Origin of the sequence: Bacillus sp. NEAU-242-2 (assembly GCF_027853835.1) — a bacterium.
Lineage (GTDB): Bacteria > Bacillota > Bacilli > Bacillales > Bacillaceae > Bacillus > Bacillus velezensis.
On the sequence record NZ_JAPNNY010000001.1, the window covers coordinates 1,073,820 to 1,095,682 of the forward strand.

Consider the following 21,863-nt stretch of genomic DNA (forward strand, 5'->3'; position numbering starts at 1 on the left):
CATCCCGAAATGGAGTGAACACACTTGAACATCAGTTTAGATCCACTTATTGCTGAACGGGTGCCGGGGATCAAAGCGGCAGCCGTCTTATATGAACAGATCGAAGTCGGGCCCGCTCCGCAAATGCTGAAAGGCCGCCTCCGTTTATTTCAAGAATCTCTTTACTTTGATTATGCTGACGGCGGTATAGATGAGCAGCCTTTTGTTAAAGAGTGGGCGCGTATAATGGAACAGCTCAGTCCCGCCTTTTCAGGACAAAAAACGCCGATGGAGCTTATGCTCGGCGATATTTCCCGGGAACGATTCATTGAAAGTGTGAATTCAGCCCATGATACCATACTTTTTTTCTCCTTGAAATATTCATTGCCTATCATGGCGTATGACGCCGCAGAAATAGATGAACCGATTTCGATTACAATCGGAGAAAAAGAACACGTACTTGCTTTTTCCGACTCTGGTGGCATTTTCGGCGGCCTTACCGGACATCTCAATACCCGCCCTGTAACAACCGGCACAAAGAAAATGCTGCAGCTGATCTTTTTCCCGCCTTCATTTCATGCCGACGCGGCGGATGAGCTGCTATCATCTTTAACCAAAATGTTTGAACAAATTCACGGAGGCACGCATACCGTCTCTTGGCTTTCATAAAAAGACACGCCTTCGTGTCTTTTTTCACATAAAAAAACGCAATACTTCGTTTATCAGAGAAACGAAACACTGCGTTAATAACGTATGTATGGAGCGGGTGATGAGAATCGAACTCACGACATCAGCTTGGAAGGCTGAGGTTTTACCACTAAACTACACCCGCATCAAAGTTTTTTGTCAGTACCGATTTGATGTTTCTAATATTACATGTATATTTTTTTTTCGTCAAGGGAATGTTAAAAAATTTGTCGAAAAAAATTCTTTTTTTGTCCACATGTTAAGTCAGGTTTACATTTTGTTAAGAATCTCATACAATATAAAAAAGAAGAAAACTTGAGGTACGCCCTGATGATGAAAAATAAAGTAAAAGAGCTGAGAGCCAGATTCGGCTATTCTCAGGAAACGCTCGGAAAAGAAGCCGGAGCCACCAGACAGACGATTGCAGCGATTGAAAAAGGAGATTATGTGCCTTCACTCTTATTGGCGCTTAACATCTGCCGGGCTTTCTCACTGCCGATGGAGGAAGTTTTCTGGCTGGAGGAGGAGAAAAAATGAGTTTGAAAAGAAAAGCGTGTTTTCACCTTGCACTCTACGGATTGGCCTGCTGGACGCTTATTTCCTTTATGGAAGCGGCACCGCGGATCGCTCAGTTTTTCCAAACGGAGGGGAGCGGTTCATTTGAGCTGAATATCACTCCGTTTCTGCTGTTTACCGTTTGTGCCGCATTGTATATCTATGCCGAAAAGAAAAAACGAAACGGCAAAAAGCACAGGCTTGTGCCCGATGAATTTGAGGAACAGGATGAAAGAGAACGAATGATGACGGCTAAAGCTTGCCGTTCCTCGTATATTGCCGTTTACTTCTCATTGCCGGCCGCAGCCGTTCTGCTTTTGTTTTATCCGCTGATTCAGCCGCATCTTCCCTTTTTTCCGATTCTTTTGATTTTCATTCTGATGATGATTCAGCATTTGGCTTATGTTTTCACATTTCATAAGCACGGCAAAAACTCCGGTTCATGACAGATCCGGAGTTTTTTACATTACCAGCTCGCTTTTTTCACCCCGGGAATCCGGCCTTTATGGGCCAGCTCCCTGAATGCGATTCTGGACAATTTAAATTTTCTCATATATCCGCGGGGCCGCCCCGTCACCGTACAGCGGTTATGAAGCCTGGCCGGAGCAGAATCACGCGGCAGTTTGCTCAGCGCTTCCCAGTCTCCTTTTGCCTTTAATTCTTTTCGGATGTCCGCATATTGTTCAACAAGCTTCTGCCGCTTGAGCTCTTTGATCACTTTTGATTTTTTTGCCATTTCAGCACTCCTAACAAATCGTAATAATTACGTTTTGTATCATATCATCCATAGGAGCATCGTGCAAGCTAAGCGCTTAAAAAGGCGGGTGAATACCCGCCTTCACTGCCGGCATTTCCCCGGAAATGAATCCGCAGAAAGCGCCCGCCGTCAATGATCCGCCTTGCGACGTCATCAGACTGTCGCTTTATTTCCTCTTGCAAAATGGTCGTTTCCCATTGCTTCACCCAGTCTGCGCTCAAGCTTTTTAGTCCGTTCATTCTGAAACGGCAGAAGCGGAAACACGAGTTCAGCCAGATAATAAGCTTCTTCCAGATGCGGATAGCCTGAAAAGATAAACGACTCAATGCCGAGTGCCTGATACTCTAAAATTCGATCAGCGACAGTCTGCGGATCACCGACAAGCGCCGTGCCCGCTCCGCCTCTGACCAGTCCGATGCCGGCCCAGAGATTCGGGCTGATCTCAAGCTTCGAGCGGTCACCGTTATGAAGATCGGCCATCCGTTTTTGTCCCGATGAATCAGCGCGCCGGAGCGCAGCCTGCGCTTTCGCAATTGTCTCTTCGTCTAAGCGGCTGATTAATCGTTCAGCCGCTTCCCATGCCTCTTCCTCAGTCTCCCGGACAATCACGTGAAGTCTGATGCCAAAACGCATCGTCCTTCCTTCCTTGGCAGCCTGTTTTTTAACGGTTTCAATCTTTTCTTTTACCTGCTCCGGCGGCTCTCCCCATGTTAAATAGACATCTGTATGTTTCGCCGCAGCCTCAATTCCCGCCTGTGATGAACCGCCGAAATATAATGGCGGATGCGGAGACTGTTTTGGCGGAAACAGGAGGTTGCTGTTTTCCACTTTGATATGGTCCCCTTCATATGTCACCGTTTCGCCCCGCATGAGTCCGCGCCAGACGGTTAAAAATTCCTCAGTCGCCTTATAACGTTCATCGTGGCTGATAAACATGCCGTCTCCCGCCAGTTCATAAGGATCTCCGCCTGCTACGACATTTACAAGCAAACGGCCGTCTGACAGCCGGTCCATTGTCGACGCCATTCTCGCGGCGACAGACGGCTGCATCAGTCCCGGCCGGACCGCCACTAAAAATTTCAAGTCACTCGTTTCCCCCGCTAAAGCGGCAGCCGTCAGCCACGGGTCTTCACATGATCTCCCCGTCGGCAGCAGAACCCCCGTATACCCGAGTCTGTCCGCCGCCTGTGCCACTTGCTTAAAATAAAGATGATCCGCCGTTCTCCCTCCCGTTTGCGTCCCTAAATACCGGCCGTCACCATGCGTCGGAATAAACCAAAGAATCTCCATATGAATCTCTCCTTTTTTAATAGGTTACCCTTCATAACTGTTCCGCCATTTTAATAGTTTCCGCTCGAGCATTCTGACCAATGCATCTGTCAGCTTGCCGACAGCCGCAAAAATGATAATGCCGACAAACACCTTATTTGTCTGTGAAAATTGTCTGGCATCCATAATCATATAACCGACGCCCTCGCTCGATCCCATCAGTTCCGCCACCACAAGACCGAGCCATGCAATGCCTAGAGAGAGCCTGATGCCGAGCAGGATATTCGGCAGAGATGCCGGAAGAATTAATTTCGCCATCTGCTGATACCAATTAAATTCCAGCACCCGCGCGACGTCAAACAGCTTCGCGTCCACGCTGCGGATTCCGAGAAACGTATTAATGTACACGGGAAAAAAAGCCCCCAATGCGATCAGCAGGATTTTTGATGTCTCATCAAATCCGAACCACAAAATGAACAGCGGGGTCACGGCCAAGTGCGGAACCGTCCTGAGCATTTGCAGAGACGGATCGAGATACGCTTCCGTCCGCTTTGAGAAACCGACCAGCAGCCCGAAAACAAGTCCGAGGCCCGCGCCAAGCAGAAATCCGGCAGCCGCCCGGTATAAACTGATCTCTAAATGACCCCACAGCTCACCTGAAAGAAGAAGTTCCTGAAACGTCTGCAAGATGACGACAGGTGACGGGAGCACCGTTGCAGAGACGATGCCCAGACTTGCGATAAACTGCCATACTGCGATGACCGCAGCCGGGAGTACAATCCCTTTCATCCATTGGTATGAATACTTCCGGGATCTTGCCAGAGCTTTCTTTTCTGATTGGCTTATTGCGCCGGCAGCCGTTGGTGCTTCTGCTTTCATTACTTGCCATCCCCCGTTTCACGCGCTTTTTTAATAAATGAATTGTCGACAACGTCTTTTACGTGAATTTTCTTATGAATCGCTTTTGTTCGAAATTGAAAATCAGCGGTTTCCTGCTGGGCTTTGACAATATCATCATTGATCGGTTCATTAAGAGGCTCAGTATTGTTAAGCACGTTTCTGACGACTTTCGGATCAAGATGTTTGATTTTCGCATATAAGGAGACGGCTTCATCTTTGTGTTCCTTTTGCCATGTAACTGCTTTATTGAACACTTTCAGAAAACGGACAACCTCATCCGGGTGTTCTTTGGAAAATCCCGTTCTGACTAACGTGAAACCGGGAGAATATAAATCTGTGCTTTCTCCGTTCGCCAATATTTCCGCCCCGTGCTGCAGCGTTTCAATCGACAAATACGGCTCCCAAATGGACCATGCGTCAACTGATTTGTTTTCAAAAGCGGAAACCGCCTCATCAGGCTGAAGCTGGATGATAGTGACGTCATCGGCGGAAAGCCCCGCTTTATCTAAAGCTTTATAGAGAAAATCAAAGCCGCTGCTGCCTTTGGCTACGGCGATTTTTTTACCTTTCAATTCTTTCAGGCTCTGAATCCCGCTGCCCTTGTTTACGAGAATGCCGTTTGCCTTTAATCCGTCCTGAGACAGCCCGATCTCTTTAAAATCAATTCCTGCCGCCTGACCGGAAATGACCGGTGAATTGCCGACCTGGGAAAAATCAAGCTTATCGGCGGCAAGACCTTCAAATTGCGGAGGACCGCTTTGGAATTCGACCCATTTTACTTTTATTCCGTCTTTTTTGAAGGCCTCTTCAAACCAGCCTTTTTCCTTGGCAATGAGAAGCGGGCTTAAACTCTGCTGGATGCCGATCCGGATTTCTTTCACCGTTTTCCCGCTCCCCCCTGTCCCGTCTGCACTGCATCCGGCTGACATCATGACTGCTGCGGCTAAAAGAATGATGATTTTTTTCACTTCGCTTCGTCCCTTCTATATCCCGGACCCGTCCGCAAACCGGAGGTCTTCCGTTTTCTCAAATTCAGAAAGCACCTTCTGCCGGACGGCCTGAAAATCCGCTGACGTCCGATTGCGCGGATGCGGAAGCTGAATCGGCATCAGGCTGTGCAGCCGGCCGGGCTTTGCCCTGAGGATCGCCAGCTTATCGCCTAAATAGACGGATTCATCAATATCATGCGTGACCAGAATCATCGTCGTTTTTTTCTCGCGCCATATATCAAGCAGCACATCCTGCAAATGTTTTCTCGTAAAAGCGTCAAGCGCCCCGAACGGTTCATCTAAAAGCAGCACCTCCGGCTCACGCAAAAGGGCTCTGGCGATGGCAACCCGCTGCGACATGCCGCCGGATAATTCGCGCGGATAAGCGTTCTCTGCTCCCTGCAGCCTGACAACCTCAATCAGATCATCCACTTTTTTCCGAACGGCCGGGTCGTTCATATTGAGATCGGCAGCGATGTTTTGTTTTACCGTCAGCCAGGGAAACAGCCGGTGCTCCTGAAAGATAAATCCCTGCCGGATGCCCGGTCCCGACACATTGCGGCCGTTTATTGTGACAGAGCCTTTATAATCGGTATCAAGACCGGCAATCAATTTTAAAAGCGTGCTTTTGCCGCATCCGCTCGGTCCGATGACAGTCAAAAATTCTCCCGATGCAATTGACAGCTCAATATCATTCAGCACCGGCGTTTTCCGGCCTTCATGCTCAAACACTTTTTCTTGTATGCTGATGGTTACAGCCATCTGTCTTCCCCTCTCTTTCTGCCGCATGCGATCGAAAAACAAAAAGGCCCCCATCTCCGATTGCTTGCAGAGATGGGAGCCTTCGGCGGTCCGATCGGCAACCCGTTTGTTTTTAAATTTGAATATCATGTTAATTCAAATTATTCCGACTTGTCAACTGTTTTTTGTATGAATTAAAAATGCGCCTTCCGGCATAAACCTGCCAAAGAGCGCATCGGCTGTATCACGTATTTACTTCCTTTTCTTTCCGGGCGATTTTCAATAATGTCCGCGCGTTGTTGCCGAAAATGTTTTCTATATCTTCTTCCCGCATATTGATTTCCCGGCAGGTCCTCACCTGCTCCTGAAGATATCTGTATACATATCCTCTCGGAAATCCGTTCGAATCCGTCCCGAAGATGATCCGTTCAGCACCGATTAATTCAGATGTCTTTCGAAACAGAATTTCCAAATCAAGCCGGTACGGCATCCACCTCATCCACTGATTTGAGCCGGACGTGTCAATATACACATTCGGGCAGCTCCAGCACAGCTGCAGCAGTTCCTGATAATATCCGGCGCCGAAATGCGGAATGATGAACGGTATATCAGCATACTCTCTCGCGACGCGATAGATGGAGAGCGGGTTGATGTTGCGATGGCTGACAATGCCACCCGCTCTCCCTAAAAGTCCGAAGTGAATTAATACAGGCAGTCTTTTGTCAGCCAGATACGTCCACAGCTTTTTCAGCGACGGATCATGAAACTCGATGTCTGTCAGCGGCCCGAACAGTTTATATCCTTTCAGACCGAGCTCTTCAACCGCTCTTTTCAGCTCCTCATACGCATCCTTTTGTTCCAAAGGATGATATGCAAATCCGGTAAACCTCGCGGGATTGGCTTGAATAAACGCCGCCATCCGGTCATTGCTCTCTGCTGTTAAAAAATTCAGCACGTCAATGCCGTACTTATCTAATTCTTTCTCCCATCTTGTCATCAAAGCGATTTCGCCGTCATCGCCATCAACATCATGCGGATCAGGAAAATCCCAAGTGAGATTCATTCTTTCCGACCGCTCCCGGTTATAATCGGAAAATGTCTTATCGTTTTTGCCGAAATTAAGGCTGTACGGCAGATGACCGTGAATATCGACAGGTTTAAAATGCTGCCTGAAAAGCATACAATTGCCGCCTCCCTTACCGCCTGACAATAAAAAAAGGCCCTTATCCAGTGAAGAATAAGAGCCTCTTGTGTCCAAGTCAGCGGTTTCTATTTTTTCTCATATTAAACCCATTATTCCCCTCAGTCAAGTGGTCTTTCAAACCCGAACTTTCTTTTCGATAATAAAAATAATTATTTTATAATCATTATAAAATAATATTGACTTTTTACTGATAGGTGATATTATGTTCTTATAAATTTAAAGAGGTGATCACATGAGTTCAAATAAATTGACAACCAGCTGGGGCGCTCCTGTCGGAGATAACCAAAACTCAATGACGGCCGGCGATCGCGGTCCTGCTTTAATACAAGACGTCCATCTGCTTGAGAAATTGGCGCACTTTAACAGAGAACGCGTTCCGGAGCGTGTCGTTCACGCAAAAGGCGCGGGCGCACACGGTTATTTTGAAGTCACAAATGACGTTACAAAATATACGAAAGCCGCATTTCTGTCAGAAGTCGGTAAACGCACGCCGCTTTTCATCCGTTTCTCAACCGTTGCGGGCGAACTGGGCTCTAGTGACACAGTGCGCGACCCGCGCGGATTTGCCGTTAAATTTTATACAGAAGAAGGAAACTACGATATCGTCGGAAACAATACACCCGTGTTCTTCATCCGCGATGCCATCAAGTTCCCTGACTTTATCCATACACAAAAAAGAGATCCGAGAACACATCTGAAAAATCCGACGGCCGTTTGGGATTTCTGGTCTTTGTCACCCGAATCCCTGCACCAGGTAACCATTCTGATGTCAGACCGGGGCATTCCGGCGACTCTTCGCCATATGCACGGATTCGGAAGCCATACATTTAAATGGACAAATGATAAAGGCGAAGGCGTCTGGATTAAATATCACTTTAAAACAGAGCAAGGCGTGAAAAACCTTGATGTTAATACAGCCGCAAAAATCGCGGGCGAAAATCCCGATTACCATACGGAAGATTTGTTCAATGCGATTGAAAACGGCGATTTCCCCGCATGGAAATTATATGTTCAAATCATGCCGTTAGAAGATGCAAACACATATCGCTTTGATCCGTTTGACGTCACAAAAGTGTGGTCTCAAAAAGACTATCCGCTGATCGAAGTCGGCCGCATGGTTCTGAACCGCAATCCGGAAAATTACTTTGCGGAAGTAGAACAGGCGACGTTCTCTCCCGGCACATTAGTCCCCGGCGTCGACGTCTCACCTGACAAAATGCTTCAAGGCCGGTTGTTCGCATACCATGACGCGCATCGCTACCGTGTCGGCGCGAACCATCAGGCGCTGCCGATCAACCGTTCCCGCAATGAAGTGAAAAACTATCAGCGTGACGGACAAATGCGTTTTGATGATAACGGCGGCCGCTCCGTCTATTACGAGCCTAACAGCTTCGGGGGCCCTAAAGAGTCACCTGAAGATAAACAGGCGGCATATCCTGTATCAGGTTTCGCTGACAGTGTAAGCTATAACCATCATGATCATTACACACAAGCCGGCGACCTGTACCGCCTGATGAGCGAGGAAGAGCGCGCGCGCCTTGTCGCCAATATTGTCAGTGCGATGAAACCTGTGGAAAAAGAAGAAATTAAGCTGCGCCAGATCGGCCACTTCTACAAGGCTGATCCTGAATACGGCAGACGCGTTGCCGAAGGACTCGGACTGCCGTCACCAAAATAACATCAAAAAAACCTGCCGGTCTGCCCGGCAGGTTTTTCCTGTTTATTATCAATAAAACCGTTTTTTTCTCAATTACACGAAGTGGCATGCCGCAAAATGATGAAGCCCTTTTTCTGACAGCGCCGGACTTTTCTCAGCACATATCTTCTTGGCTTCCGGACATCTCGTTCGGAATTTACAGCCTGAAGGCGGATCAGAGGGGCTCGGTATATCACCCTTTAAAATTATCCGCTCCCTTTTCGCTCCGGGATCAGGAACAGGCACGGCTGATAACAGCGCTTTCGTATAAGGGTGAAGCGGCCGTGAAAAGAGCTCCTCCTTTGACGCGTATTCCACAATCGTCCCTAAATACATAATGGCGACCTTCGTACATAAGTGCTCCACCACGCTTAAATCATGAGAAATGAACAAATATGACAGCCCGTGCTGTTTTTGAAGGCTGCTGAACAAATTGATCATCTGCGCCTGGATGGAGACATCTAACGCCGCCACGGGTTCATCCATAATGATAAATTGCGGCTTGAGCGCCATCGCTCTTGCAATCACGATCCGCTGCCGCTGCCCTCCGGAAAATTCATGCGGATATCGGTCGATAAAGGTTGCGGAAAGTCCGCAGGCTTCAAGAACCTCCGCCGCTTTATCACGCGCATTCCGCTTCACCGCCAATTGATGCTCGATCATCGCTTCACCGATGGCTTCTCCGATCCGGCGCCGGGGGTTTAAAGAACTGAACGGATCTTGAAAGATGAGCTGCGCTTCCGATCTGAAAGTTTTGAGCTCGCGCCGGCTCATCCGAAACACATCACGCCCCTGAAAAAACACCTCTCCCCCTGTTTTCTCATGAAGCCTCAAAATGGTCTTGCCGATTGATGACTTTCCGCTGCCCGATTCTCCCGCTAAGCCGAACACTTCTCCCTTTCCTATCGTAAAACTGACGCCGTCGACCGCTTTTACGGGTTTTTTATGAGTCTTTCTCATCCCCCCATGCTCCTCGTAATATTTTTTCAGCCCCTTGACCTCCAGCAACACATCACTCATCTGCTTTCTCCTCTCTGTAAAGCCAGCACGCCGCCTGATGCCCCTTCCCGAATTCAGTAAAATGCGGGCTCGATCTCCGGCATATTTCTGTGCTGTGTTCACATCGCTCCGCAAAATAACAAGACGATCCGGACAGGTCCGCAAGCTCGGGGACCTGCCCCGGAATGGTGTAAAGCGTCTCCCTTTTTTGACCGATAACCGGCTTGGCCGCGAGCAGCCCTTTCGTATACGGATGCTTCGGATCAGAAAACAGCTCTGCAACCGGTCCTTCCTCCACAATTTTTCCCGCATACATGACAATCACATAATCAGCCATTTCAGCAACCACGCCAAGGTCATGAGTAATGAATAAAATAGACGTGCGAAATTGCTTTTTCATATCCCGCAATAAATCCAATATCTGCGCCTGAATGGTTACGTCAAGCGCTGTCGTCGGCTCGTCGGCAATGATCAGTTTCGGATCGCAGCTTAGCGCGACAGCCGTCATGATGCGCTGCAGCATGCCGCCGCTCAGCTCATGAGGATATCGGTGCATAACCTGCTCGGCATTCGGGATCTCCACTAACGTGATCAGTTCAACGGCCCTCCGCCATGCCTCTTTCTTACTCAGCAACAAATGTTCGCGAATCGGTTCGGTCAGCTGCTCACCGATTGTAAATACCGGATTCAAAGATGTCATCGGTTCCTGAAAAATCATCCCGATTTCGCTGCCGCGGATTTTCTGCATGTCTTTTGATTTCAATTCCAACAGATTCTGTCCGGAAAAATGCACTGCTCCCCGTTCGATTCTCCCCGTCTCGGGAATAAGCTGCATAATGGACAATGACGCCATACTTTTCCCGCAGCCGGACTCTCCTACAATACAAACCGTTTCCTCCTCATGTATCGTAAAGCTGACACCGTCCACGGCCTTTACCGCACCCTCCTCTGTATAAAAAGCCGTTTCCAAATGCCTCACTTCTAAAAGCGGTTTTTTCATTTCATTTTCACCTGCCGTTTTACCTTAGGATCAAAAGCGTCTCTTAAACCGTCTCCAAGCAGATGAATCGCCACAACGGTCAGAAAAATGGCCGTTCCCGGCGGAATCCACAGCCACGGGCGGAGTGTAAAATCCATAAAATGATTCGCCGCTTCCATCATGTTTCCCCAAGAAGGTGTCGGCGGAGCAACGCCAAGCCCGAGAAAACTCAGCGCAGATTCACTCAGCATCGCTCCCGCCACATGCAAAGTCGCCGCTACCAGTAATAACGGCAATGTGTTGGGAAGCAAATGATAGAGGATTTTCCGTTTATCACTAAGCCCCAAAACTTCCGCGGCCATCATAAACGGCTGCTCCTTCAGCGACAAAATCTGTCCGCGTACAAGCCGCGCCAAACCGGGCCATCCGATCAGGCTTAACATCATCATAATCAGGTACATTCTGTATTCAGAAGGCACTTTCCACTCCGACATCACCGCAGCCAAAATCAAAAGCAGCGGCAGGCCCGGGATGGACATGAGCATATCAGCAATGCGCATAATGATCATATCAGCGGCTCCCCGATAAAACCCGGCCGCAGCCCCGAGTAAAGAGCCGATGACAAGCGACAGCACCATTGAAGCAAGCCCCACGGTCAGAGAAATCTGCCCCGCCAGCATCAGCCTCGTCAGCACATCTCTCCCGTACTGGTCGGTGCCCAGCCAGTGATGGATTCCCGGATGCTGATTGGCATTTGAAATATCCGTCCGATCTGTTATGTACGGAGAAAAAGACGGCCCGATAAAGCACAATAAAAACATAAAACATAAGAAAAGAAGACTGATGACCGTCAGCTTATGCTGCAGCAGGCGGCGGTACGTCTGCTTCCAAAGAGAAGGCGGCACCCCTTTTTGTTTTTTCATTCCGCACACCTCCTATTTCAGCCTGACCCGCGGATCAACCGCGGCATAAGCGATATCCGCCAAGAAGTTCCCCACAATCGTTAAACAAGACAAAAACAAGGTAAACGCCATCAAAACCGGATAATCACGATAATGCACGGATTCAAGCTGAATACGGCCGACACCCGGCCACCCGAAAATCTGTTCAATAATGATGGCTCCGGAAAACAGTCCCGGCAGTTCAAAAGCAAGCAGGGTGATGGCCGGAATAAGCGCGTTTTTCAACGCATGTTTCCAGATGACGGTGTGCTCTTTCAATCCCTTCGCTCTCGCCGTTCTGATATAATCCTGTCTGATCACGTCCAGCATGCCGGAGCGGAAATACCTTGTCAGCGAGCCGATGCCGAGCATAGATAAAATCACGACCGGAAGAATCATATGTCTGGCGGCTTCAAGCACGTACGAAAAACCTGTACTCGTGCTTCCGGTATCAATCATCCCGCCGACGGGCAATATTTTCAAATCCACCCCAAACCACTTAATAAACAGAAGGCTGATAAAAAAAGATGGAAACGCCATGGAAGCAAAAACAAGAAACGTCACGATCCCGTCAAACCATGAGTATTTCCTGACAGCGGATATGACACCCGTGATCATCGCGGCTGACCATGTGACAAGCAACGCCAAAAAGGCGACAAAAAACGAATTCCAGACATATTTCCGAAGCAGTGACAGGACGTTCTCCTGATATTTCAAAGAAAACCCAAAATCTCCGCTGAGCACATTTCCGAGCCACGTCACATAACGCTTCCAAATCGGCTGATCCAGCCCGTAAAGCGCTTTTAACTCCTTCGCTCTTTCCGGAGTCAGATTTACATTGGAATCAATATAATCGCCCGGCAGCATGGCGAATAAGAAAAAAATAATAAAGGACGTACCGAATAAGATCACAAGCATTTGAATGAATCGTTCTGCGGCATACCGTTTCATAAAAAGCCCCTCCTTTCCGCTGAAAGGGCAAAATCCCCAGGATGCATCGGGTATTTTGCCCAACCGTTCTATCGAATTGAGACATTTGAGAGACTTGAACTGATTCCAGAATAATTATCAGGCTCAAGCCCTTTTATTTTTCCGCTGACCGCCCTTGCGCTCTGACGGTAATGAATCAGAATGTAAGGCGGGTTTTCCCCGAGCTCCCGGTACAGCTGGTGATAAATCTCTTTTCTTTTGCTGATATCAAGCGTGCCGGCTCCTTTCTCTATCAGCCGGTCCGCTTTCGGATTGGAATACCCCGTCACATTATTGGGATGGCCGGAAGCCAGCTTTTCCACCGTGTCATTCGGATCAAGAATCTGCGAGGTGGAAACGGCGGCAAGGTCATATTGTTTGTCATTGATTTTCGCTACTTCTGTATTAAAATCCATCACTTCCGGTTTTAATGAGATTCCGATGTCCGCATAATTTTCTTTCGCTATCGGGATGAAATCATCATCCGCTTTAGATGTGTAATAGCTGATTTCAAGCTTTTTGCCGTTTTTTTCACGTACACCGTCTTTGCCCGTTTTCCAGCCTGCTTCATCAAGAAGCTTTTTGGCTTTTTCAGGGTTAAACGCGTACCGATTGACACCCTTGTCATCATAAGCCCACGAAACCGGAGACACCGGAACATTCGCGACCTCTCCGTAGCGTTTAAAGCGGACATCGACGATTTTTTGACGGTCAAGTCCGTAAATAAGCGCCTGGGACACTTTCTTATCTTGAAAAGGCGGACGCTTGTGATTGACGTATACAAGCCCGTAATCATTCACGACAGATACGCTTATATTGGCAAAACCGAGACTTTTTAAATGCTGAACCGTATCATCATCAGGTGAGAAAGAAGCGTAATCAAGGTCACCCGTTTCAAACAGCTGAAGGGAAGTTGACGGATCGATAATTTTATAAATCAGCTTTTCCGTTTTCGGTTTTCCGGCATAATAGTGTTCATTAGCCTGATAGCGTATTTCCTGTCCCGGAAGGTATTCTGTAAATTGGTAAGGTCCCGCTCCGAGAGGTTTGGCATAAAGCTCTTTTAAATAATCCAGTTTGCCGAATTGATATTTCTTCCCGTAGTAAGCTTCTGACAGCACCTGCCCGCCCAAAAGAAGCAGCGACTTCGCACTGACTTTCTCAGTCGTAATTTGAATGGTTCTGTCATCAAGGACGCGAATGCCCTCTATCGTCTTTGCCTTTCCTTCTTTGTAAGCCTTACCGCCTTTAATATAAGCCGTGGTGATATCTTCATAGCCCGCGTATGCAGGATCATGCAGCAGTGTTAAAGTGAATGCGGCATCCTTTGCGGTCAACGGTGAACCGTCGCTGAAAACGAGATTTTTTCTTAAACGGAACGTGTATGTTAGCTGATCTTTGGAAATTTTCCAGCTTTCCGCAAGAGCCGGAGCAGGCTTCCCCGTTTTATCCAGTTTGACTAACGGTTCAAAAATAGGATCTGTCGCATTTCCATCCCAGCCGTTTTCGTAAAAGTACGGCAGAAACACGCCGCCCGGCGCGGAAATCCCAGCAACAAAAGTGTCAGTTCTGGCTTTCGATTTAGCGGGAATCGCCGCCGGATGAGAAGCTTTAAATTCCTTTGTCTTGACATGGGCGATACGTGTTTCTTCCTTTTTATCAGCCTCAGATGACGGTTCTTCCCCGGCACTCCCTAACGCGCACCCTGATAACACGATGGATACCGACAGCGCGAGTACCGTTGTTTTTATCCTCCATTTTCTCTCCTTCATCTTTATCGAACCCCCGCATGCTTTTCATCTATCTTTATATAAATCTGCTCCATCTGTTCCTCATTTCTCATAATCTCCCGTTTGTTTTTCTCTACAAGCAGTTCGAAATTCAATGTGTGTTTTCTGTACTTTTTCCGTTTTTTGCTCTTTTTGCGCACATGTGTCACCTTTTTTAAACCCACTTTTCATCCCTCCGCTTTTCATTTAATGACTTTCACGCAAAAAAGGCCCTTATCTGTTTAATAGATAAGAGCCTTCGGTGATCCGATCAGCCATCGTTTGGAAATATGTAATGATTATGTTAATTCATACAATCCCTACCTGTCAACTATAATTTAAAATATCGTGTCCTTCCGGGGGTTTTCCTCATACACTCTCTCATTTTTCCGCATATGCTAGAAAACATAGCAGATTACAAGTGAAAGTGAGTGAGAATGTGGAAAAGACAACATTGACCGGTCGCATCGTCAAAAAAGATGACCCGGACTATAATGCTGCAAGAACCAATATCAATTTAAGCCTGCAAAGATATCCAGACATCATTGTGTTTTGTCAAAACAAACATGACGCCCTCAATGCGGTGAGATGGGCGCGTGAGAACAATGTGCCCTTCCGTATCAGAGGCGGAAGACACAGCTACGAAAATTTTTCTCTGTTAAATGACGGACTAGTCATTGATCTCAGTGAAATGAAGAAAATAAGAGTAAATGAGGATAAGCGGCTGGTCTCGATTGAAGCGGGAGCCGAATTGGGGGAAGTCTACCGGACACTCTGGCGGTACGGCTTGACCCTTCCTGCGGGAACCATTGCGAATGTGGGAATCACGGGGCTGACGCTCGGGGGAGGAATCGGATATTTAACAAGGACTGCCGGACTGACTTGCGATCGTCTCCTCCAGCTCGAAATGATCATAGCGGACGAAAAAGCGGGTGCTGACTTGATCACGGTCAACCGCTCAAAGCACTCTGATCTATTTTGGGCATCTCAGGGCGGAGGGGGAGGCAACTTCGGCATTGTCACATCCATGATGTTTAAAGCCGTGCCGATCTCGTGCGTGTCTGTTTTTTCTGTCACTTGGGGCTGGGATGATTTCGAGGAAGTATTTAACACGTGGCAGCGCTGGGCTCCATTTACAGACAACCGGCTTACCTCATCAATTCAGTTTTGGCCTAAGGAAGTCAACCGCATAGAAGCGCTCGGTCAATTTACCGGGACAAAAGAGGAGCTGAAAGAACTGCTGGCTCCGTTAATGAAAGCGGGAAAACCGACAAGCGGCATGGTCAAGACAGTGCCATTTATTAAAGCGGCAGCCTTTTTTAACAGCCCGGGAGGCAATCAGCCGCAAAAGATGAAGCGGTCAGGATCCTTTATTGAAAAACCATTATCAACACGCGCAATATCCACTTTAAAGCGCTATTTAGAGCACGCTCCGAACGAAAACGCCAGTGTCTGGCAGCAATCTCTCGGCGGGGCGGCCGGACGGATCGCTCCGGACCAAACGGCATTCTACTATCGCAACGCAATCATTGCCCAAGAATATATTACAACTTGGACATCTGCTGAAGAAGAAAGACAAAATGTCCGCTGGATCGAAGGACTGAGAACGTCCCTATCAAGAGAAACGATGGGAGATTATGTGAATTGGCCTGATAGAGAAATCAGAAACTGGCTGCAAACGTATTACGGAGAAAATGTTCACCGCCTCCGTCAAGTCAAAACGAAATATGATCCGGAAAATATATTCCGCTTCGAGCAGAGCATTCCGCCGCTTCGCCGTTCACCGTTTTTCTAAAAAAGATGAAGATGGACACTCTCCATCTTCATCTTTTCTTTTATTGATATAAGCGGCTTCCCTTCTCTGCAAACTCTTTTGCTTTTTCTTTCAGCCCTTCATTGACGGCCTCGTCTTCAGTAAGTCCGTTTTCCTTCGCATAATCACGAATATCCTGAGAAATTCTCATGCTGCAGAACTTAGGGCCGCACATCGAACAGAAGTGAGCCGTTTTTGCGCCTTCAGCCGGCAGTGTTTCATCATGATATTCCATTGCTCTTTCAGGATCAAGTGACAAATGAAATTGATCACGCCAACGGAATTCAAACCGCGCCTTAGACAGAGCATCGTCACGGATCTGTGCACCCGGATGCCCTTTAGCAAGGTCTGCGGCATGTGCCGCGATTTTGTACGTAATGACGCCTTCTCTTACATCATCACGATTCGGCAGCCCCAAATGCTCCTTCGGCGTGACATAGCAAAGCATCGCCGTCCCGTACCAGCCGATCATCGCCGCGCCGATCGCTGAAGTAATGTGGTCATAGCCCGGAGCGATATCCGTCGTTAATGGGCCGAGCGTGTAAAAAGGCGCCTCTTTACAAATTTCCAGCTGTTTGTCCATGTTTTCCTTAATTTTATGCATCGGCACATGACCCGGCCCTTCGATCATCACTTGCACATCGTGCTTCCACGCAATCTCCGTCAATTCTCCGAGAGTCTCCAATTCCGCAAACTGCGCTTCATCATTGGCATCCGCAATCGAACCGGGACGAAGCCCGTCACCAAGTGAAAAAGCGATATCATAGGTCTTCATGATTTCACAAATTTCTTCAAAATGCGTGTACAGAAAGCTTTCCTGATGATGAGCCAGGCACCATTGCGCCATAATCGCCCCGCCGCGGGATACGATTCCCGTCGTGCGTTTGGCCGTTAACGGGACGTAACGAAGCAATACGCCGGCATGGATGGTGAAATAATCCACGCCCTGCTCCGCCTGCTCAATCAATGTGTCACGATAAATGTCCCACGTTAAATCCTCGGCAATGCCATTAACTTTTTCAAGCGCCTGATAAATCGGCACCGTCCCCACAGGCACGGGGCAGTTGCGGATAATCCATTCACGCGTCGTATGAATGTCTTTTCCCGTGGATAAGTCCATCATCGTATCGGCGCCCCAGCGAATCGCCCACGTCATTTTTTCGACTTCTTCTTCGATAGAAGATGTAACAGCCGAGTTGCCGATATTGGCATTAATTTTCACATGAAAATTCCGGCCGATAATCATCGGCTCGCTTTCCGGGTGGTTGACGTTAGAAGGAATAATCGCCCGGCCGCTGGCTACCTCGTCTCTGACAAATTCGGGAGACACATGCTCGCGAATTGCGATAAACTCCATTTCCGGCGTAATGATGCCTTTTCTCGCATAATGCAATTGTGTTACATTTTTCCCCGGCTTGGCCCGAAGCGGTTTCCGCTGCAGGCCGGGGTATTCGGCGGCACGGCCCTCTTTTTTATAGCCGTTGTCTTCAGGTCTCACGGTCCGGCCGTTATATTCTTCTACATCTCCGCGCCCGGTAATCCACTTTGTGCGGAGCGCCCCCAGACCTTCATGAATATCAATCTGTACATCCGGGTCTGTATACGGTCCGCTCGTATCATAGACACGGACCGGCGCATTCTCCTCTTCCCCGAACGCCCCCGTTGTCGGACTAAGGCTGATTTCCCGCATCGGCACTCGTATGTCGGGCGAAGAACCTTCTGCATAAACCTTTTTACTGCCGGAAAAGCTCGACATAATGGAAATGTTCGCTTGCTGTACTGATTGATTTTGCATACAAATCTCTCCTTTATCATTTGAATAACAGAACCAAGCTCAGCACCAGCACAAAAAACCGGGTTCAAAGAAGAACCCGGTTTTGCAGTCAGAAAGAAACTATTATTGTTTTCATCAACAATAATAAAACCTTTACTTCCCCACGCTGGTACGAACCAGATCAGGTCCAAAGGGTTAAGAAGCCGCTGCTTCTCTCTCAGCCCGCTCAGACGGGCACCCCCAGTAACTATTGATTTCGCTCTCATCGTAACATAAGTTGTGTACAAAAAAAAGCATATTATCAAAATTCAGATAACGAGACGGTCATAAGCTCTGTTTCCCGAACGCCTTCTTCGGTATTAAAAACCCGATAACCCTTTGCGGTTTCCCGGGAAGAGACAGCCCGGAACAGCTGACCGTCTTTATAATGAAGCGCAGCGCCGTCATCAGCGGCATAGCCCTCCCTGAGTTTCTTTTCGGAAATCAGACGGTGATAAACCGGCCGGCGCTCCGCTTCTCCGTCATAGTGCGGACAAAAGCTGCCCGGCAAAAATCCTAAAGCTCTTAACTCTCGCAAATCCCCCGCTGAATCCGTCACACCTTCTTCATACCAGCAAACCGCTCCGGCGCTGAGACCCGCCAAGATGATGCCGTTTTCCCAAGCCTCACGAAGAATAAGGTCAAGCCCCCACTCTTTCCATAAGACAAGCATATTGCGCGTATTTCCGCCGCCGACATATATAATATCTTTCTTCATGAGAAAGGATCTGAGATCAGAACCCGGCGGTTTAAACAGCGACAAGTGATCCGGCTCACACCGCAGCTTTTGAAAGGCCTGATAAAACCTGCCGGTATAATTCTCCGAATCTCCGCTTGCCGTCGGCAAAAAACAAACTTTCGGCTTTGACCGCGCCGACTGCTCTAAAATATACTGATCCAGCACAAGATGATCCGGCTCCATGGAAAACCCCCCGCCGCCCATTGCAATAATCTGCTTCAATGTCATCACCCTTTTTTTTTCTCAAGTATAACAGCTCATTAAAAAGGCGTTATCCCAATTTCGGATAACGCCTTCAAAAAGTATTTGTTATCTGAAAAATACGCCCGTATAACATAACGGAGATCCCTGCGGCGATAAGCGCCGGAACAAGCTTCGAACGGGCATACTTCACAACATCGATCCCCAACACCGTATTATCACTGAGGGGAGAAGCAAATCCAATGTTCCGCTCACAAACACGGCCCCGATCGCTAATAATAAGCTGGTATGTAACTGAACCGCCAGCGTCCCAAGTCCCCCAGGATGACCCGATAAAATAGGATATAACAGCCCCCAGTATAAAAAGAGACGGCGCAATAAACATATGAGGGATCCATGATGTTAAATGAGAAGTAACATATTTCGAGAATCCCAGATTTTCAGCTACTGCTGTTACGGCCCAAATCAGCGATAACATAATAATAACGTTGACCAATTCGTTTCCGCCCTTAATAAAATGGGTAACAAGCTCGCCTGCAGGAAAGCGCTGAAACATAAAAAGAGCTAATGCTGCAATAACCGCTGCCAATAATGCGGTTAACATGCCCCCAAACATATCGCTTTTGAATGGCCGCCCCACCAGCTGAGAAACAGTGTTAATAGCAAAAGCAGCCGATCGGAAAGATTAAACTCCACGGCCGAATCGGTGTTTCCTTAATATAAGCACGGTACGCCGAATCCAGCTCCTCCTGCTGCAGGTATCATGTTTTCACAAGCCTTGGAGATATTTTCATACAACAAAAAAGGCTTCTACAATATGTAGATGCCTTTGTATACCGGTGGCCGGGGTCGAACCGGCACTCCAGAAGGAACACGATTTTGAGTCGTGCGCGTCTGCCAATTCCGCCACACCGGCATATAATGCGTCGTGTTCAACCGACGTATATAAATATAACATGCATTTTATAAAGTGTCAATGGTTTTAGTAAAGTTTTTTCAAATGGTAATGCAGTATATACGATACAAGCAAGAAACTTATATTGATAGTCTTCACGCTTTTATTATATAAAAAAAAGCGACCTGCAATATGCAAATCACTCTCATATATGTTTTATAATAAGAAAATTGATGACCAATTTAACATAATTCGCTCAAAGTTAAATTGGTGCCGAGGGCCGGACTTGAACCGGCACGGTAGTCACCTACCGCAGGATTTTAAGTCCTGTGTGTCTGCCAATTCCACCACCCCGGCAATAGAAAGGCGACACCCGGATTCGAACCGGGGATAAAGGTTTTGCAGACCTCTGCCTTACCACTTGGCTATGCCGCCGTAATTGGAGCGGAAGACGGGATTCGAACCCGCGACCCCCACCTTGGCAAGGTGATGTTCTACCACTGAACTACTTCCGCAACATGTAAAAAGAACTTATTACATCTTATGCTGTTTTTTTTAAAAAATGCAACTGGGCTAGCTGGATTCGAACCAACGCATGACGGAGTCAAAGTCCGTTGCCTTACCGCTTGGCTATAGCCCAATGATAATATGGGGCGATTGATGGGAATCGAACCCACGAGTGCCAGAGCCACAATCTGGTGCGTTAACCACTTCGCCACAACCGCCATAATCTGAAGATGAATAAATAATATAGTGGCAGGGGCAGTAGGAATCGAACCCACACCGGAGGTTTTGGAGACCTCTGTTCTACCGTTAAACTATGCCCCTATTTATAAAATGGTGGAGGGGGGCAGATTCGAACTGCCGAACCCTGAGGGAGCGGATTTACAGTCCGCCGCGTTTAGCCACTTCGCTACCCCTCCATCATTTAGAGTGCCGGCCAGAGGACTTGAACCCCCAACCTACTGATTACAAGTCAGTTGCTCTACCAATTGAGCTAGACCGGCAAATGGTGGCTCGGGACGGAATCGAACCGCCGACACACGGATTTTCAGTCCGTTGCTCTACCAACTGAGCTACCGAGCCTTTTTATAAATGGCGGTCCGGACGGGACTCGAACCCGCGACCTCCTGCGTGACAGGCAGGCATTCTAACCAACTGAACTACCGGACCATTTTTTTTGGTTGCGGGGGCAGGATTTGAACCTGCGACCTTCGGGTTATGAGCCCGACGAGCTACCGAACTGCTCCACCCCGCGATGATAATGGTGGAGGATGACGGGCTCGAACCGCCGACCCTCTGCTTGTAAGGCAGATGCTCTCCCAGCTGAGCTAATCCTCCATCATATAAGTGACCCGTACGGGATTCGAACCCGTGTTACCGCCGTGAAAGGGCGGTGTCTTAACCGCTTGACCAACGGGCCCTGGTATTTTTTCGTTTGTTATGTATTGATAATTAGTGGCGGAGAGCAAGGGATTCGAACCCTTGAGACGGGGTTACCGCCTACACGATTTCCAATCGTGCTCCTTCGGCCACTCGGACAGCTCTCCATAAATGGCTCCGCAGGTAGGATTCGAACCTACGACCGATCGGTTAACAGCCGATAGCTCTACCACTGAGCTACTGCGGAATGAAGTCTGCCTGGCGATGTCCTACTCTCACAGGGGGAAACCCCCGACTACCATCGGCGCTGAAGAGCTTAACTTCCGTGTTCGGCATGGGAACGGGTGTGACCTCTTCGCCATCATCACCAGACGTTTTAGTGACATGTATTATTATACTATGTATTTCAGAAAAAGCAAGAGTTTTTTTAAAAAATTCTCTCAAAACTAGATAACAGAAAGCATACATTCAAATTGGTTAAGTCCTCGATCGATTAGTATCTGTCAGCTCCATGTGTCGCCACACTTCCACCTCAGACCTATCAACCTGATCATCTTTCAGGGATCTTACTTCCTTGCGGAATGG

Annotated in this window: 20 protein-coding genes, 17 tRNA genes, 2 rRNA genes and 1 riboswitch; of the genes, 5 read left to right on the forward strand and 34 right to left on the reverse strand. The window is 48.1% G+C overall.

Annotated features, from left to right (window positions below; genetic code table 11):
* The first annotated feature begins 24 nt into the window (after positions 1-24).
* Complete coding sequence (locus tag OWN49_RS04750; protein ID WP_077721977.1) at positions 25-648, forward strand: hypothetical protein; 624 nt, start codon at positions 25-27, stop codon at positions 646-648.
* An 89-nt stretch (positions 649-737) separates the two neighbouring features.
* Here OWN49_RS04750 and OWN49_RS04755 read toward each other — a convergent pair.
* Positions 738-811 (reverse strand) — tRNA-Gly (locus OWN49_RS04755).
* 188 nt (positions 812-999) lie between these two features.
* On the opposite strand from OWN49_RS04755, the gene OWN49_RS04760 reads away from it, so the two are divergent.
* Both OWN49_RS04760 and OWN49_RS04765 read left to right on the forward strand, forming a co-directional pair.
* Complete coding sequence (locus OWN49_RS04760; RefSeq protein WP_003155407.1) at positions 1,000-1,203, forward strand: helix-turn-helix transcriptional regulator; 204 nt, start codon at positions 1,000-1,002, stop codon at positions 1,201-1,203.
* The gene (locus OWN49_RS04765) at positions 1,200-1,667 is read left to right on the forward strand and encodes a hypothetical protein (RefSeq protein WP_012117138.1); all 468 of its coding nucleotides are present in this window, start codon (positions 1,200-1,202) and stop codon (positions 1,665-1,667) included. The genes OWN49_RS04760 and OWN49_RS04765 overlap by 4 nt, the downstream gene beginning before the upstream one ends.
* Positions 1,668-1,687: 20 nt before the next feature.
* Here OWN49_RS04765 and rpsN read toward each other — a convergent pair whose 3' ends face one another.
* The 6 genes from rpsN to OWN49_RS04795 form a co-directional block, all read right to left on the reverse strand.
* Positions 1,688-1,957, reverse strand: a complete 270-nt coding sequence (rpsN, locus tag OWN49_RS04770; RefSeq protein ID WP_021494887.1) for a 30S ribosomal protein S14 — start codon at positions 1,955-1,957, stop codon at positions 1,688-1,690.
* 174 nt (positions 1,958-2,131) lie between these two features.
* Positions 2,132-3,268 (reverse strand): FMNH2-dependent alkanesulfonate monooxygenase, encoded by a 1,137-nt coding sequence (gene ssuD / locus OWN49_RS04775; protein ID WP_077721976.1) that lies wholly within the window; start codon positions 3,266-3,268, stop codon positions 2,132-2,134.
* A gap of 24 nt (positions 3,269-3,292) precedes the next feature.
* Positions 3,293-4,126 (reverse strand): ABC transporter permease, encoded by an 834-nt coding sequence (locus OWN49_RS04780; RefSeq protein WP_176283211.1) that lies wholly within the window; start codon positions 4,124-4,126, stop codon positions 3,293-3,295.
* Positions 4,126-5,115 carry an aliphatic sulfonate ABC transporter substrate-binding protein gene (locus OWN49_RS04785; protein ID WP_176283210.1) on the reverse strand — a complete coding sequence of 330 codons (990 nt, stop codon included), beginning with the start codon at positions 5,113-5,115 and terminating at the stop codon, positions 4,126-4,128. The genes OWN49_RS04780 and OWN49_RS04785 overlap by 1 nt, the downstream gene beginning before the upstream one ends.
* Before the next feature lie 15 nt (positions 5,116-5,130).
* On the reverse strand, positions 5,131-5,898 hold the full coding sequence (locus OWN49_RS04790; RefSeq protein WP_007610240.1) for an ABC transporter ATP-binding protein: 768 nt from the start codon (positions 5,896-5,898) through the stop codon (positions 5,131-5,133).
* 223 nt (positions 5,899-6,121) lie between these two features.
* Positions 6,122-7,057, reverse strand: a complete 936-nt coding sequence (locus OWN49_RS04795; protein WP_014304669.1) for an amidohydrolase family protein — start codon at positions 7,055-7,057, stop codon at positions 6,122-6,124.
* A gap of 256 nt (positions 7,058-7,313) precedes the next feature.
* On the opposite strand from OWN49_RS04795, the gene katA reads away from it, so the two are divergent.
* Positions 7,314-8,759, forward strand: coding sequence for a catalase KatA (gene katA / locus OWN49_RS04800; RefSeq protein WP_003155420.1), 1,446 nt, complete (start codon positions 7,314-7,316; stop codon positions 8,757-8,759).
* A 72-nt stretch (positions 8,760-8,831) separates the two neighbouring features.
* Here the strand turns inward: katA and OWN49_RS04805 are convergent, their stop codons facing one another.
* The 6 genes from OWN49_RS04805 to OWN49_RS04830 all read right to left on the reverse strand — a co-directional run bounded on the left by OWN49_RS04805 (position 8,832) and on the right by OWN49_RS04830 (position 14,619).
* Positions 8,832-9,797, reverse strand: a complete 966-nt coding sequence (locus OWN49_RS04805) for an ABC transporter ATP-binding protein (RefSeq protein WP_176283209.1) — start codon at positions 9,795-9,797, stop codon at positions 8,832-8,834.
* Positions 9,790-10,776 carry an ABC transporter ATP-binding protein gene (locus OWN49_RS04810; protein WP_176283208.1) on the reverse strand — a complete coding sequence of 329 codons (987 nt, stop codon included), beginning with the start codon at positions 10,774-10,776 and terminating at the stop codon, positions 9,790-9,792. The genes OWN49_RS04805 and OWN49_RS04810 overlap by 8 nt, the downstream gene beginning before the upstream one ends.
* Complete coding sequence (gene opp4C, locus OWN49_RS04815) at positions 10,773-11,678, reverse strand: oligopeptide ABC transporter permease (RefSeq protein WP_052585569.1); 906 nt, start codon at positions 11,676-11,678, stop codon at positions 10,773-10,775. The genes OWN49_RS04810 and opp4C overlap by 4 nt, the downstream gene beginning before the upstream one ends.
* A 12-nt stretch (positions 11,679-11,690) precedes the next feature.
* Entirely contained in the window at positions 11,691-12,647 is a 957-nt protein-coding gene (locus OWN49_RS04820) for an ABC transporter permease (RefSeq protein WP_176283207.1), read from the reverse strand.
* 68 nt (positions 12,648-12,715) lie between these two features.
* On the reverse strand, positions 12,716-14,437 hold the full coding sequence (locus OWN49_RS04825; protein WP_058906656.1) for an ABC transporter substrate-binding protein: 1,722 nt from the start codon (positions 14,435-14,437) through the stop codon (positions 12,716-12,718).
* A 2-nt stretch (positions 14,438-14,439) separates the two neighbouring features.
* On the reverse strand, positions 14,440-14,619 hold the full coding sequence (locus tag OWN49_RS04830; protein WP_058906655.1) for an FbpB family small basic protein: 180 nt from the start codon (positions 14,617-14,619) through the stop codon (positions 14,440-14,442).
* 254 nt (positions 14,620-14,873) lie between these two features.
* On the opposite strand from OWN49_RS04830, the gene OWN49_RS04835 reads away from it, so the two are divergent.
* The gene (locus OWN49_RS04835) at positions 14,874-16,229 is read left to right on the forward strand and encodes an FAD-binding oxidoreductase (protein WP_069473670.1); all 1,356 of its coding nucleotides are present in this window, start codon (positions 14,874-14,876) and stop codon (positions 16,227-16,229) included.
* A 40-nt stretch (positions 16,230-16,269) separates the two neighbouring features.
* On the opposite strand, the gene thiC is transcribed toward OWN49_RS04835, so the two are convergent.
* The 21 genes from thiC to OWN49_RS04940 form a co-directional block, all read right to left on the reverse strand.
* Positions 16,270-18,042 carry a phosphomethylpyrimidine synthase ThiC gene (thiC, locus tag OWN49_RS04840; protein ID WP_069473211.1) on the reverse strand — a complete coding sequence of 591 codons (1,773 nt, stop codon included), beginning with the start codon at positions 18,040-18,042 and terminating at the stop codon, positions 16,270-16,272.
* Between the two features lie 120 nt (positions 18,043-18,162).
* Positions 18,163-18,273: riboswitch (TPP riboswitch) on the reverse strand.
* 49 nt (positions 18,274-18,322) lie between these two features.
* Positions 18,323-19,021, reverse strand: a complete 699-nt coding sequence (locus OWN49_RS04845; protein WP_176283206.1) for a peptidase E — start codon at positions 19,019-19,021, stop codon at positions 18,323-18,325.
* A gap of 73 nt (positions 19,022-19,094) precedes the next feature.
* Positions 19,095-19,604 (reverse strand): Na+/H+ antiporter NhaC family protein, encoded by a 510-nt coding sequence (locus OWN49_RS04850; protein ID WP_229153915.1) that lies wholly within the window; start codon positions 19,602-19,604, stop codon positions 19,095-19,097.
* Positions 19,605-19,834: 230 nt separating this feature from the next.
* Positions 19,835-19,916, reverse strand: a tRNA-Leu gene (locus tag OWN49_RS04855).
* A 247-nt stretch (positions 19,917-20,163) separates the two neighbouring features.
* Positions 20,164-20,252 (reverse strand) — tRNA-Leu (locus OWN49_RS04860).
* A 7-nt stretch (positions 20,253-20,259) separates the two neighbouring features.
* Positions 20,260-20,330 (reverse strand) — tRNA-Cys (locus OWN49_RS04865).
* A 5-nt stretch (positions 20,331-20,335) separates the two neighbouring features.
* Positions 20,336-20,410 (reverse strand) — tRNA-Gly (locus OWN49_RS04870).
* Between the two features lie 53 nt (positions 20,411-20,463).
* Positions 20,464-20,535: transfer RNA gene (locus OWN49_RS04875), tRNA-Gln, on the reverse strand.
* 9 nt (positions 20,536-20,544) lie between these two features.
* Positions 20,545-20,620, reverse strand: a tRNA-His gene (locus OWN49_RS04880).
* Between the two features lie 29 nt (positions 20,621-20,649).
* Positions 20,650-20,723 (reverse strand) — tRNA-Trp (locus tag OWN49_RS04885).
* 10 nt (positions 20,724-20,733) lie between these two features.
* A tRNA-Tyr gene (locus OWN49_RS04890) sits at positions 20,734-20,818 on the reverse strand.
* 11 nt (positions 20,819-20,829) lie between these two features.
* Positions 20,830-20,902, reverse strand: a tRNA-Thr gene (locus OWN49_RS04895).
* Between the two features lie 3 nt (positions 20,903-20,905).
* Positions 20,906-20,981, reverse strand: a tRNA-Phe gene (locus OWN49_RS04900).
* 10 nt (positions 20,982-20,991) lie between these two features.
* Positions 20,992-21,068: transfer RNA gene (locus OWN49_RS04905), tRNA-Asp, on the reverse strand.
* A gap of 8 nt (positions 21,069-21,076) precedes the next feature.
* Positions 21,077-21,153 (reverse strand) — tRNA-Met (locus tag OWN49_RS04910).
* A 7-nt stretch (positions 21,154-21,160) separates the two neighbouring features.
* A tRNA-Val gene (locus tag OWN49_RS04915) sits at positions 21,161-21,236 on the reverse strand.
* 10 nt (positions 21,237-21,246) lie between these two features.
* A tRNA-Glu gene (locus OWN49_RS04920) sits at positions 21,247-21,318 on the reverse strand.
* Positions 21,319-21,354: 36 nt separating this feature from the next.
* Positions 21,355-21,445: transfer RNA gene (locus tag OWN49_RS04925), tRNA-Ser, on the reverse strand.
* 5 nt (positions 21,446-21,450) lie between these two features.
* Positions 21,451-21,525, reverse strand: a tRNA-Asn gene (locus OWN49_RS04930).
* 9 nt (positions 21,526-21,534) lie between these two features.
* Positions 21,535-21,650, reverse strand: a 5S ribosomal RNA gene (gene rrf / locus OWN49_RS04935).
* A gap of 101 nt (positions 21,651-21,751) precedes the next feature.
* Positions 21,752-21,863: ribosomal RNA gene (locus OWN49_RS04940) — 23S ribosomal RNA — on the reverse strand; the annotation flags it as partial.

What these genes read in the sequence shown, in the direction of transcription:
- OWN49_RS04760 (WP_003155407.1), top strand. Translation starts at nt 1,000, where the DNA reads ATGAAAAATAAAGTAAAAGAGCTGAGAGCCAGATTCGGCTATTCTCAG.
- OWN49_RS04765 (WP_012117138.1), top strand. Translation starts at nt 1,200, where the DNA reads ATGAGTTTGAAAAGAAAAGCGTGTTTTCACCTTGCACTCTACGGATTG.
- rpsN (WP_021494887.1), bottom strand. Translation starts at nt 1,957, where the DNA reads ATGGCAAAAAAATCAAAAGTGATCAAAGAGCTCAAGCGGCAGAAGCTT.
- ssuD (WP_077721976.1), bottom strand. Translation starts at nt 3,268, where the DNA reads ATGGAGATTCTTTGGTTTATTCCGACGCATGGTGACGGCCGGTATTTA.
- OWN49_RS04780 (WP_176283211.1), bottom strand. Translation starts at nt 4,126, where the DNA reads ATGAAAGCAGAAGCACCAACGGCTGCCGGCGCAATAAGCCAATCAGAA.
- OWN49_RS04790 (WP_007610240.1), bottom strand. Translation starts at nt 5,898, where the DNA reads ATGGCTGTAACCATCAGCATACAAGAAAAAGTGTTTGAGCATGAAGGC.
- OWN49_RS04795 (WP_014304669.1), bottom strand. Translation starts at nt 7,057, where the DNA reads ATGCTTTTCAGGCAGCATTTTAAACCTGTCGATATTCACGGTCATCTG.
- katA (WP_003155420.1), top strand. Translation starts at nt 7,314, where the DNA reads ATGAGTTCAAATAAATTGACAACCAGCTGGGGCGCTCCTGTCGGAGAT.
- OWN49_RS04805 (WP_176283209.1), bottom strand. Translation starts at nt 9,797, where the DNA reads ATGAGTGATGTGTTGCTGGAGGTCAAGGGGCTGAAAAAATATTACGAG.
- OWN49_RS04810 (WP_176283208.1), bottom strand. Translation starts at nt 10,776, where the DNA reads ATGAAAAAACCGCTTTTAGAAGTGAGGCATTTGGAAACGGCTTTTTAT.
- opp4C (WP_052585569.1), bottom strand. Translation starts at nt 11,678, where the DNA reads ATGAAAAAACAAAAAGGGGTGCCGCCTTCTCTTTGGAAGCAGACGTAC.
- OWN49_RS04820 (WP_176283207.1), bottom strand. Translation starts at nt 12,647, where the DNA reads ATGAAACGGTATGCCGCAGAACGATTCATTCAAATGCTTGTGATCTTA.
- OWN49_RS04825 (WP_058906656.1), bottom strand. Translation starts at nt 14,437, where the DNA reads ATGAAGGAGAGAAAATGGAGGATAAAAACAACGGTACTCGCGCTGTCG.
- thiC (WP_069473211.1), bottom strand. Translation starts at nt 18,042, where the DNA reads ATGCAAAATCAATCAGTACAGCAAGCGAACATTTCCATTATGTCGAGC.
- OWN49_RS04850 (WP_229153915.1), bottom strand. Translation starts at nt 19,604, where the DNA reads ATGTTAACCGCATTATTGGCAGCGGTTATTGCAGCATTAGCTCTTTTT.